Genomic DNA, 11,370 nt, shown 5'->3' on the forward strand with positions numbered 1-11,370 from the left:
GTCGGCTCAGACGACTCCACGCGGCCGGCAAACTCGTGCGCCTCCGTGCTTCGGTCTACGTCGCAACAGACGTCTGGACGGCGGCCGAGACCGCGGACCGCCATCTCATCCGTGCCTGGGCGATCGCGCCGGAACTCCCGGGATCGTCCGTCTTCTCGCACCAGACCGCCGCACTGATCCACGGCTGGCCCTTGATCGGCGGGATCACCGATCGCGTCCACGTCGTCGACGAGACGCTCCGGGGTGTCGAACACCGAGCGGGCGTCGTGCGACACGGCGCAGCGGGACGACTTCCCGGCCGGGTTCCCGGGCGCTTCGACGGCGTTCCGGTTGCCGATGCGGTCTCCACCGCCGTGCTCCTGGCGACGACGTTGGAACCACACGTGGCAGCGGTGGCGGTCGACTCCGCGGTCCGGGCCGGACAGCTCGATGTGGACCGGTTCACACGGGCGCTCCCCGCCGGCCCGAGTCGCGGTTCGCGGCGGGCGAGGCTCGTCTCGATGGCGCTCGACGCCCGGCACGAGTCCGTCGGTGAGTCCTTCACCGCGATCCGGCTCATCGAACACGGAGTCCGATCGATCGAACCGCAGCACGAGTTCCGGACAGGAGAGCACATCGACCGCGTGGACTTCTGGCTCCCGGATCTCGGAGTCGTCGTCGAGTTCGACGGCAAGCAGAAGTACGTCGATCCGGCGATGCTCGGCAACCGTTCACCGCAGGAAGCGTTGTGGCAGGAGAAACTCCGCGAGGATCGGATCCGCAGCCAGCCCGGGGTGAGGACCGTCATCCGGGTGACGTGGTGGCACTTGCTCGAGCCGGATCGCCTCCGCGCGCTCTTCCGCGCGCATGGTGTGCTCTTGTGACCACGCGAGACTCGTCTCCGCGGACACTTTTGCGGCGACGTCGCCACGAAACTGTCCGCCTGGCCGAGTCTCGGCGCAGCCCCCCCCCCCCCCCACGCGACGAAGGCCGCCGCCCCGAGGGGCAGCGGCCTTCGTGACCGAACGGTCGAGACTACGCGAGCTCGATCGTGGCGCCGGCGGCCTCGAGGGCCTCCTTCGCCTTGTCGGCCGTCTCCTTGTTGACACCCTCGAGGATCTTGGCGTCAGCGGTCTCGACGAGCGCCTTGGCCTCACCGAGGCCGAGCGACGTCAGGCCACGGACCTCCTTGATGACCTGGATCTTCTTGTCACCAGCGGACTTGAGGACGACGTCGAACTCCGACTTCTCCTCAGCGGCCTCGGCCGGGGCACCGGCGGCGGCCGGAGCGGCAGCGGCGACCGGGGCGGCCGCGGTGACCTCGAAGACCTCTTCGAACTTCTTCACGAAGTCCGAGAGCTCGATGAGCGTGAGCTCCTTGAAGGCCTCGATGAGCTCGTCCTGCGAAAGCTTCGCCATGATTTTCTCCTACTACTAGCTAGATCGTGTGGTTGTGGAACGCGAGCCTGATCAGGCCGCGGACTCCTGCTTCTCGCGAAGGGCGTCCACGGTGCGGACGGCCTGCGAGAGGGGGGCCTGGAACAGGTACGCAGCACCGAACAGCGAGGCCTTGAAGGCGCCGGCGAGCTTGCCGAGCAGGACTTCACGGGACTCGAGGTCGGCGAGCTTGTCCACCTCGGTCGCGGAGAGCGGGTTACCGTCGAAGTAACCACCCTTCACCACGAGCTCGGGGTTCGCCTTGGCGAATGCACGCAGCGACTTCGCGACGGCGACGGTGTCACCGTGGACGAAGGCGAGAGCGGACGGACCGGCGAGCTCGTCGTCGAACGACGAGATGCCGGCGTTGTTCGCCGCGATCTTGGTCAGCGTGTTCTTCACCACGGCGTACGTGGCGTGCTCACGGATCGAGTTGCGGAGCTCCTTGAGCTGCGCGACCGTGAGACCGCGGTACTCGGTGAGCAGAACGGCGTTCGAGCTACGGAAGGACTCCGTGAGCTCGGCGACCGCAGCTTCCTTGTTCGCCATGGTTCTCCTTGGGGTTCTTGCCGGCAGCCCCAGGACTCCACCACATGAAAAAAGCTCCGGCGCAGAGGCTCGGAGCTGCTCCCCCGCGAACGGAAGGAGAGGTTCGGAACACCTGCGCGGGCTGCCTCATGAGTGAGGACCTTCGTTCGCGCTGCGAGCAGCACGACAACCGGCGGTCTTTGGCTTTGAGAACTGTAGCACGGCACGACGGTCGCGACCAACCGTCGGACGGGAGGCTCGGTGCCGGCCCGCACCGCGCCTCCCGTCCGTCAGTCGGTGGCGGACGGGACCGGGGTCGCCGACCAGTCGTCGGTCGCGTCCCCGGACGCGGAAGCGGAAGCGGAAGCAGAAGCAGAAGCAGAAGCAGACGCGGCCGACGCCGCGTCGGCCGCCGGCCGCTCCGACGGCAGGTGCACCGTGAACACGGTGTCCCCCGGCTCGCTCGTCACGTCCACGGACCCGCCGTGCGCCTGCACGACCGCGTCCACGATGGCGAGCCCGAGCCCCGTCGAGCCCGCGGTGCGCGAGCGGGAGCTGTCGGCGCGGGCGAACCGCTCGAACAGCTTCGGCAGGAACTCGGGGTCGATGCCCTGCCCGGTGTCCCGCACGGTCAGGTCCACGCCGGTGCCCGAGGCCGACGGCGCGAGCCCCACGGTGATGCGGGTGCCGTCCGGGGTGTGGGTCCGGGCGTTGGTGACGAGGTTGACGATCACCTGGTGCAGGCGCGCGGCGTCGCCCACCACCGTCACCGGGGTCGACGGGACGTCCACCTCGATCGGGTGGTCCGGCGAGGCCGCGTGCGCGTCGTTCACCGCGTCGAGCACGAGCCCGGTGAGGTCCACGTCGTCGAACTGGATCTCGCGGCCCTCGTCGAGTCGGGCGAGCAGCAGCAGGTCCTCGACCATGCTCGTCATGCGCTTCGACTCGGACTCGATCCTGCTCATCGCGTACACGACGTCCTTCGGCAGGTCCGCACCCATCCGACGGGTGAGCTCGGCGTACCCGCGGACCGATGCCAGGGGCGTCCGCAGTTCGTGCGACGCGTCGGCGACGAACTGGCGGACCTTCTGCTCCGAGCGTTCGCGGGCCTGCATGGCGCCGGCGATGTGGCCGAGCATCCGGTTGAAGGCGCTGCCGACGCGGCCGACCTCGGTGCGGGGGTCGGTGTCGGGCACGCGGACGTCCTGCAGGGCGTCGCTGCGCTCGAGTGGCATGCGGGCGACGGTCGAGGCGGTCTCGGCGACCCGTTCGAGCGGCCGCAGGGACCGGCGGACGACGACCGCGGCGACGACGGACGCGGCGACGAGCGCCGCCGCGACGACGATGATCACGACGAGCAGCAGCGACCGGACACTCTCGTACACGGGCGACATCGGGAGTCCGACCACGAGGACGGCGTTGCCGAGCACCGGGTTGTCGACCTGCACGGCGGCCACGCGGTAGCGGCCGAGCGAACCGCCGAGGTCCATCGTTGCCGGGTCGACGCCGACCTTGACGTTGCCGAGGCGGTCGAGCTGCGTCGTCGTGAGCTGCAGCCGCGAGCTGTTGTCGGTCAGGACGATCCCGCCCGCGCCACCACCGGAGAAGTAGTACGCGGTGAGGGTGCCGGCCGCCTGGCCGAGGGGTTGCAGGGCGTCGTCGTTCGGGCGCTGTCCGTTCGGGTTCTGCTGTCCCTCGCCGAACTTCGTGCTCGCACGGTCGGTCGCCTTCGAGAGCTGGCTGTCGATCGTGCCCGTCTGGATGGACGCGAGCGCGATGATGCTCCCGGCACCGATGACCGCACTGACGGCGACGACGAGCGCGACGATGCTCAGGACGAGCCGACGACGAAGGGTCACTGCACCGACCTCAGGACGTGGGCTTGATGACGTACCCGACGCCGCGCACGGTGTGGATCATCGGGGTCTCGCCCGCGTCGATCTTCTTGCGCAGGTAGGAGATGTAGATCTCGACGACGGAGGACTTGCCCCCGAAGTCGTAGGACCACACGCGGTCGAGGATCTGCGCCTTCGACAGCACGCGGCGCGGGTTGCGCATCAGGAAGCGGAGGAGCTCGAACTCGGTCGCGGTCAGCTCGATCGGCCGACCGGCGCGGGACACCTCGTACGACTCCTCGTCGAGCACCAGGTCGCCCACGACGATGCGCGAGTCGCCGGCCTCGGAGATCGAGATCTGGGAGCGACGGATGAGCCCGCGGAGCCTCGCCACGACCTCTTCGAGGGAGAAGGGCTTCGTGACGTAGTCGTCGCCGCCCGCGGTGAGACCGGTGACGCGGTCCTCCACGGAGTCCTTGGCGGTGAGGAACAGCACCGGGGTGTCGTCGTTGTTCTGCCGCAGCCGGCTGAGCACCTGCAGACCGTCGAGGTCCGGCATCATCACGTCGAGCACCATCGCGTCCGGCTTCCACTCGCGTGCCGTGCTCAGCGCGTCTTGGCCGCCGTTCGCGCTCTTGACGTCCCAGCCCTCGTAGCGGAGCGCCATGGACAGGAGGTCGGTGAGGCTGGCCTCGTCGTCGACGACGAGGATGCGCAACGGGGTTCCGTCGGCACGCGTGAGGCGCGGGGCTGCTGCAGGCTGGGAGATGGTCACGTCTTCGAGTATCGAGAGTTTCCTATGAGCGGTCTGTGGGGCGCCCCTCCGCGCTCTGTGGATTCCCGAGCCGGCGCACGGCGCCTGCTCCGTAGCGTGAGTGCCATGCTCCGATCCTCGGCCTGGCCGGCCTCCGCCCGATCCGTCGACACCGCGCGCATCGAGGAGTCCGCCCGGATCGCAGGCGGTCCCGGGAGGCGCGGCGCGACCGCGGCGGACCGGCTCGCGTTCGCGCGGTCGGTCGCCTCCACGGCCCCGCTGCTGTCCGCGGGGACGGCCGGCGGGTCCTTCGCCGCGCTCGCTGCCGTCGCGGCCGCGGACGTCGCCCTCGCGCGCACGGTCGAGCCGCACCTCGACGCGCTCGGCATCCTCGCGCAGGCCGGGGTGGACGCTCCGGAGGGGTCGACGTGGGGCGTGTTCGCCGCCGAGGGCACGGGGCTGCGGCTCACGGCGACGTCGGGCGGCTCGGGCGGCTCGTTCGCGCTCGACGGCACGAAGCCGTGGTGCTCCCTCGCGTCGAGCCTCTCGAACGCGCTCGTCACCGCCCACGTCGGGGACGAGCGGCAGCTGTTCGCGGTGGACCTCCGGCAGGACGGTGTGACGGTGCACGACGAGGCCTGGGTCGCCCGTGGCATGCCGGACGTGCCGAGCGGCCCGGTCGACTTCGACGGGGTGCACGCGACGCCCGTCGGCGCTCCCGGCTGGTACCTCACACGTCCGGGGTTCGCCTGGGGCGGGATCGGTGTCGCGGCGTGCTGGTGGGGCGGCGCGGTCGGACTCGCCCGGGTCCTCCGCTCCCTGGTGGCGTCCCGGCCCGGGTCCGAGCTGCTGCAGGCCGCCCTCGGCGCGACGGTCGCCGACCTCGCCGACGCCGAGGACGCCCTCGCCGACGCCGCGGCCCGGATCGACGGCGCGGGCACCGACTCCGGCGCCGCAGCCGCCCCGATCTCCGACGACGACTGGTCGCTGCTCGCCCAGGTCGTGCGCTCCCGGGTCCGTCGGGCGGTCGACGCCGTCCGGGAGCGGGTCGTGCGGACGATCGGCCCCGCTCCTCTGACTTCGGACCCGGCGGTCGCCGCGCGCGTCGCCGACCTCGAGCTCTACGTGCTGCAGGACCACGGCGAGCGGGACCTCGCCCGCGCCGGTCGCTTCGTCGTCGAGCGAGGCGGTGTCGCGTGGTGAGCTTCGACCACCGCGAGCCGGGCACCGACCCCGCCGACTGGACGCCCTTCCTGCGGTCGGTGCCCTCGCTGCCGGTGCGGCTCGACGGGGTCGCCGCGGTCGTGGTCGTCGCACCGCACCCCGACGACGAGACCCTCGGCGCCGGCGGGCTGATCGCGTCCGCCGCGGACGCCGGTGTCCCCGTGCACGTGCTGCTCGTGACCCGCGGCGAGGGCTCGCACCCGGACTCGCCGACCACCTCCCCCGAGCGGCTCCGGACGATCCGGGACACCGAGTTCCGGGCGGCGCTGACAGCACTCGCCCCCACGGCGAGCGCGACGGTCCTGGACGTCCCGGACGGTGGGCTCCGCGAGCACCCGGACGTGCTCCGGGCCGCGCTCACCGAGCGGGTCGGGCCGGTCGACGGTCCCGTGCTCGTCGTCGCGCCGTGGCATGGGGACGGGCACCGGGACCACCGCATCGCGGGCGAGGTCGCCGCGGACGTCGTCGCGGGCACTCCGGGAGCGGAGATGCTCGAGTACCCGATCTGGGCGTGGCACTGGGACGAGCCGTCCGATCCCGCGGCGCCCTGGGACCGGGCCCGGTCGCTGGCGCTGTCGTCGGCGGTCCTGGACCGGAAGCGCGCTGCACTCGACGCCTACCCCTCGCAGACCCGGCCGCTCTCGCCGGCCCCGGGCGACGAGGCGATCGTCGACGCCCGGCACGCCGCGCACCACCTGCGGCCGACCGAGTGGTTCTTCGCCGTGTCCGCGGTGCAGTCCTCCCGCTCCCGGGAGTCCTTCGACGCCCACTACGAGCGGAAGCCGGAGGGCTGGGACTTCGAGGGCTCCTGGTACGAACGGCGGAAGCGTGCCGTGACCCTGGCGGCGCTCCCCCGCGAGCGGTACCGGTCCGCGCTCGAGCTCGGCTGCGCGACGGGGGTGCTGACGGCCGCGTTGACCGAGCGCGCCGACGCCGTGCTCGGGACCGACATCGCCGCGGCACCACTGGAACGTGCCCGGCTGCGTGCGCCGGCCGCCCGGTTCGTCCAGGCCGAGCTGCCGTCGGAGTGGCCGGACGGTCGATGGGACCTCGTCGTGGTGTCCGAGGTCGGGTACTACCTGTCGCCGGCGGACCTCGACGCCACGATCGACCGGGTGCTCGGTTCCCTCGACGACGACGGTGTCCTCGTCGCCTGTCACTGGCGGCACCCCGACGACGACGCCGTGACCTCGGGCGACGCCGTGGACGCCCGGATCGCCGAGCGGTGGCCGCGGCCCGCGCTCGTCCGGCACGTCGAGGAGGACTTCGTCCTGAGCGTCTTCCCCGGTCCGGCGGTGGTCTCCGTCGCGACGACGGAAGGGCTGACCCCGTGACGCTCCCCGCACGCGTCGACGTCGTCGTGCCGGCGCACGACGAGGAGGACGGCATCGGCGGCTGCGTCGAGGCCCTCGCCGACGCGGTCCGGGTCCTGCGGCGAGCGCACCCCACCGTCGAGGTGTCGGTCGTGGTCGTCCTGGACGGGTGCACGGACCGGACGGCGTTCGTCCTCCGGTCGGCGGCGGCCGCGGACCCGCTCTGGACCGAGGTCCCCCTCGAGGTCGTCGAGACCGCGCACCTCGGCGTCGGACGAGCACGGGCCGTCGGGACCACCCGTGCCCTCGCGACGGGCCCGGATCCGTCCGAGCGGTGGACGGCCCACACGGACGCCGACTCCCGCGTCGACCCGGGCTGGCTCGTGCAGCAGGTCGAGGCCCACGCCGACGGCGCGCACGTCCTGGTGGGGGCGGTGGTCCCGGACCCGGACGACCTCGACCCCGTGGTCCTCGCCCGGTGGACGCACGCGCACCCGCCGGGGTCGACGCTCGGCCACGTGCACGGTGCGAACCTCGGGCTGCGGGGGGACGTGTGCCTGGCGATCGGCGGCTTCGACCCGGTGCCCGAGCACGAGGACGTCCGGCTCGTCGAGCGTGCACGAGCCCTCGGGTTCGACGTGCGTGCGACGACGGACCTCCCCGTGGTGACGAGCGGCCGGTTCGACGGTCGGACACCCGGTGGCTACGCCGAGCACCTCCGCCGGACGTACGGCGACGCCAGCTGAGGCTTCATCGGAAGTTCTTGGGATCCCGCAGCACCGCTCATCGACTGCCTCCCTACGGTCTCCTCGACCCCAACACCGAGGAGAACCATGTTCCTGACCTACCTCAGGCGCGAACTCACGAACCGCAAGAAGCAGACCGTCATCATCGCGATCGGCATGGCGCTCGCCATCGCCCTCGTGGTCATCGTGTCCTCGATCGCGGGCGGCGTGAAGGCCGCGCAGGCGAGCGTGCTGCAGTCCGTCTACGGCGTCGGTACCGACATCACCGTGACGAAGACCGAGACCCCGACCGGCTCCGCCACCGGGCGTCCGAGCTTCGACTTCGGCAGCCAGGGCAGCTCCGGCAGCGGCAGTGGTTCGACCGACCTGTCGCAGTCCCGGCTCGCCGTCTCCCGCGGGTCCAGCACGCTCAGCGCGTCGGACGTGCAGACCGTCACGAGCACGAGCGGAGTGAAGGCCGCGACCGGTGTCCTGACCCTCGAGAACAGCACGTTCTCGGGCCAGGTGCAGCAGCAGTCGGACAGCAGCAGCAGCTCGAGCGACAGCAGCGGCACCGGGACCCAGCAGGGTCCGCCGAGCGGCGGCGAGGGCGGCGGCTTCGGCGGCGGGTCGTTCAGCGTCGACTCGTTCACCGTCACGGGCATCCCGGTGTCCGGTGACACCGTCGGGCCGCTGACGAGCACCGAGCTCACGAAGGGTCGCGCGTTCACGTCGGCGGACGCGGGCAAGGACGTCGTCGTGCTCGACGCCGCCTACGCGAAGAGCGAGTCGAAGGCCGTCGGCGACACCGTCTCCATCGGCCGGGAAGGACTTCTCGGTCATCGGCATCGTGTCGTCCACCGGCTCGTCGTCGACCACCGGTTCGAACACGTACATCCCGCTGGACACCGCGCAGTCCCTGGCCGACCTGGACGGCAAGGTCACCTCGATCTACGTCTCGGCGTCGTCCTCGTCGGACGTCGGCACGATCAAGTCGGCGCTGCAGAAGCAGCTCACCAGCGCCACCGTCTCGACCGAGGCCGACCTCGCGTCGAGCGTCTCCGGCTCGCTGAGCACCGCCTCGAGCCTCGTCTCGAACCTCGGCACCTGGCTGTCGATCGTCGTCCTCGCGGCGGCGTTCCTCATCGCCATCCTCTTCACGATCTCCGGCGTCACCCGACGCACGCGGGAGTTCGGCACCCTCAAGGCGATCGGCTGGTCGAACGGCCGCATCACGCGCCAGGTCGCCGGCGAGTCCCTCGTGCAGGGCATCATCGGCGGCGTGATCGGTGCGGCCGCTGGTCTCATCGGCATCCTCGTCGTGAACGTCATCTCCCCGACGATCTCGGCGAGCGCCTCGTCCACGACGAACCGCGGCGGCATGGGCGGCGGCGGGATGCCCGGTGGCGCGGCGACGGCGGCGGCCGGCAGCGGTACGACCGGTGGCGCCCCCGCCGGTGGGTTCGGCGGCGGTGCGAGCACGGCCTCGACGACCGACGTCGTCCTGCACGCCCCCGTCACCGTCGAGGTGATCCTGCTCGCGATCGGCCTCGCCGTGCTCGGCGGCCTCATCGCCGGCGCACTCGGCGGCTGGCGGGCGAGCCGGCTCCGTCCGGCCGAGGCACTGCGGAGTGTGGCCTGATGCCCGGGCCGACCACCGGCACGACCCCCGTCGTCGCCGGCCCCGACAGCACCGCATCGACACCGGAACCGACAGGAGCCCCCGTGACCAGCATCGAGACCGCCCCCTCCGCTGCGGAGGCGAGCCGCGCCTCCAGGCCGATCTACGCCCTGAAGAACGTGAGCAAGACGTACAAGCAGAAGAACCGGACCGTCACCGCGCTGACGAACGTCGACCTGACCATCCCGCAGGGACAGCTCGTCGCGATCCAGGGGCCGACCGGCGGCGGCAAGTCGACCCTGCTGCAGATGCTCGGCGCGCTCGACCGTCCGAGTGCCGGCAGCGTGCTCCTCGGTGACCAGGACGTGGCGGAGCTCGGGGACGGGGCGCTGACGAACCTGCGGGCGACCGAGATCGGGTTCGTCTTCCAGAGCTTCAACCTCATCCCGACGTTGACGGCGCTGGAGAACGTCGAGACCGCGTTCGCCGGGTCCCTCGCGAACCGGTCGCGGTCGGAGATCCGCGACCGGGCGACCGCTGCGCTCCGGGAGGTCGGCCTCGGCGAACGGCTCGACCACCTGCCCGCGGAACTGTCCGGCGGGCAGCAGCAGCGCGTGGCCATCGCGCGGGCGCTGGTCAAGAACCCGAGCGTGCTGCTGGCGGACGAGCCGACCGGTGCGCTCGACGAGACGACCCGTGACGAGATCATGGGGCTCATCGAGAAGCAGTGGAAGGAGCGCGGGCTCACCGTGGTCATCGTCACGCACGACTCGTGGGTGGCGAAGCGGGCCGAGCGCCGCCTGCACATCAAGCAGGGCCAGGTGCGCGAGGTGTAGGCAGGCCGGCCGCCGGGGCCGAGTCTCGGCCATGCGGACACTTTCGTGGCACTCGACCCACGAAAGTGTCCGCGGCGGCGAGTCTCGCGCCCCTCAGCCGCCCGCCGGGTAGTCGCAGTACGCGAACCAGCGCGAGTCCGGCGACCACGGCGGCACGTTCACGGTCCCCTGCCCGCCCTCGAGCGTGACGAGGGTCTCCGGCTGGACAGCGATCCGGGCGCCGCGCACGAGCGAGCCGGGCAGGAGCCGGAGCTCCACGCGGTGGTCAGCGGGGTGGCCCTGCACGCCGGGTTCGTACGACAGGTAGAGCAGGTGGGCACCGTCCGGCGAGACGTGCGGGAACCAGTTCACCCGGTCGTCGTTCGTGATCCGGACCGGGTCGGTCGCACCGGGCCAGAGGGCGACGAGCTGCGCGGTGCCCGGCGTGAACCGCTCCGAGTTCCACACGAGCATCTCGCCCGCGAACGAGACGCCGTCGTCGGGGTGCTCGTCGCGGGTCAGGAACGTCGGGTCCCCGGTGGCCGGGTCGACGAGGGCGACGTCGGTGGTCCAGACGCCCTCCTCGGTGCGCTCCCCGACGATCGCCGCGAGGGTCTCGCCGTCGGGCGCGATGCCGTGCAGGTAGAACTTCCGGACGACCGGCAGCGCGGTGGTGACGTCGGTGAGGGTCGCCGCCGCTCCCCCGGCCGGCACCGGCACCCGGTACAGGTCCCCGTCGCGGGCGCTCACCACGACGGAGTTGCCCGAGGGGTCGAGCACGTGGTCGTTGTTGATCTCGGGGACGCCGGGCATCGGGACGCGCACGAGGGCGGTCTCGTCGAGCACGGCGTCGCCGTCGGCAGGGGGGCGCAGCAGCCAGAGATCGCCGTCCCCGTTCAGCACGAGGGTGCCATCCCGCAGCACGTTCGGCGCCTCGACGAGCACCGAGCTCGACTCGAAGACGAGCCGGCTCGTCCGACTCTCGACGTCGTACACGTGCACCCGGCTGGTCTGTCCCGGCAGCAGTTGCCGCCCGCGTGGCTCGCTCATGGTCCCATCCTGTCTGGATTCCGTCCGCCGAGTCTCGCCCCGGCGGACACCTTCGTGGCCTCGGGGACGCGAAAGCGTCCGCCCGGCCG

Annotated in this window: 12 protein-coding genes; 6 read left to right on the forward strand and 6 right to left on the reverse strand. The window is 71.8% G+C overall.

Annotated elements, in window-relative coordinates; all coding sequences use genetic code 11:
• The first annotated feature begins 35 nt into the window (after positions 1 to 35).
• A complete protein-coding gene (locus QE359_RS16700) occupies positions 36 to 863 on the forward strand; it encodes a hypothetical protein (RefSeq protein ID WP_309780008.1) in 828 nt (275 codons plus the stop codon).
• Positions 864 to 1,014: 151 nt separating this feature from the next.
• Here QE359_RS16700 and rplL read toward each other — a convergent pair whose 3' ends face one another.
• The 4 genes from rplL to QE359_RS16720 form a co-directional block, all read right to left on the reverse strand.
• Positions 1,015 to 1,398, reverse strand: a complete 384-nt coding sequence (rplL, locus tag QE359_RS16705) for a 50S ribosomal protein L7/L12 (RefSeq protein ID WP_022907351.1) — start codon at positions 1,396 to 1,398, stop codon at positions 1,015 to 1,017.
• Between the two features lie 51 nt (positions 1,399 to 1,449).
• Complete coding sequence (gene rplJ / locus QE359_RS16710; RefSeq protein WP_070418388.1) at positions 1,450 to 1,965, reverse strand: 50S ribosomal protein L10; 516 nt, start codon at positions 1,963 to 1,965, stop codon at positions 1,450 to 1,452.
• A 269-nt stretch (positions 1,966 to 2,234) separates the two neighbouring features.
• Complete coding sequence (locus tag QE359_RS16715; protein ID WP_309780012.1) at positions 2,235 to 3,803, reverse strand: ATP-binding protein; 1,569 nt, start codon at positions 3,801 to 3,803, stop codon at positions 2,235 to 2,237.
• A 10-nt stretch (positions 3,804 to 3,813) separates the two neighbouring features.
• A complete protein-coding gene (locus tag QE359_RS16720; protein ID WP_031274250.1) occupies positions 3,814 to 4,554 on the reverse strand; it encodes a response regulator transcription factor in 741 nt (246 codons plus the stop codon).
• 105 nt (positions 4,555 to 4,659) lie between these two features.
• Between QE359_RS16720 and QE359_RS16725 the strand changes: the two genes are divergently transcribed.
• The 3 genes from QE359_RS16725 to QE359_RS16735 are packed head-to-tail and all read left to right on the forward strand — an operon-like array spanning position 4,660 to position 7,816.
• Positions 4,660 to 5,736, forward strand: a complete 1,077-nt coding sequence (locus QE359_RS16725; protein WP_309780013.1) for an acyl-CoA dehydrogenase — start codon at positions 4,660 to 4,662, stop codon at positions 5,734 to 5,736.
• The gene (locus QE359_RS16730; RefSeq protein WP_309780014.1) at positions 5,730 to 7,091 is read left to right on the forward strand and encodes a PIG-L family deacetylase; all 1,362 of its coding nucleotides are present in this window, start codon (positions 5,730 to 5,732) and stop codon (positions 7,089 to 7,091) included. The genes QE359_RS16725 and QE359_RS16730 overlap by 7 nt, the downstream gene beginning before the upstream one ends.
• Positions 7,088 to 7,816, forward strand: a complete 729-nt coding sequence (locus tag QE359_RS16735) for a glycosyltransferase (RefSeq protein WP_309780015.1) — start codon at positions 7,088 to 7,090, stop codon at positions 7,814 to 7,816. Before QE359_RS16730 ends, QE359_RS16735 begins: the two co-directional genes overlap by 4 nt.
• A 242-nt stretch (positions 7,817 to 8,058) precedes the next feature.
• On the opposite strand, the gene QE359_RS16740 is transcribed toward QE359_RS16735, so the two are convergent.
• Entirely contained in the window at positions 8,059 to 8,544 is a 486-nt protein-coding gene (locus tag QE359_RS16740; RefSeq protein ID WP_309780016.1) for a hypothetical protein, read from the reverse strand.
• A 101-nt stretch (positions 8,545 to 8,645) separates the two neighbouring features.
• Here QE359_RS16740 and QE359_RS16745 point away from each other — a divergent pair, with 101 nt between their 5' ends.
• Positions 8,646 to 9,437 carry an FtsX-like permease family protein gene (locus tag QE359_RS16745; protein WP_309780017.1) on the forward strand — a complete coding sequence of 264 codons (792 nt, stop codon included), beginning with the start codon at positions 8,646 to 8,648 and terminating at the stop codon, positions 9,435 to 9,437.
• 83 nt (positions 9,438 to 9,520) lie between these two features.
• Positions 9,521 to 10,252 carry an ABC transporter ATP-binding protein gene (locus tag QE359_RS16750; protein WP_309780018.1) on the forward strand — a complete coding sequence of 244 codons (732 nt, stop codon included), beginning with the start codon at positions 9,521 to 9,523 and terminating at the stop codon, positions 10,250 to 10,252.
• 93 nt (positions 10,253 to 10,345) lie between these two features.
• Here the strand turns inward: QE359_RS16750 and QE359_RS16755 are convergent, their stop codons facing one another.
• Positions 10,346 to 11,281 (reverse strand): biopolymer transporter Tol, encoded by a 936-nt coding sequence (locus QE359_RS16755; protein ID WP_309780019.1) that lies wholly within the window; start codon positions 11,279 to 11,281, stop codon positions 10,346 to 10,348.
• Positions 11,282 to 11,370 lie beyond the last annotated feature (89 nt).

This window comes from Curtobacterium sp. SORGH_AS_0776, from assembly GCF_031453355.1.
In the GTDB taxonomy this organism is placed as follows: domain Bacteria; phylum Actinomycetota; class Actinomycetes; order Actinomycetales; family Microbacteriaceae; genus Curtobacterium.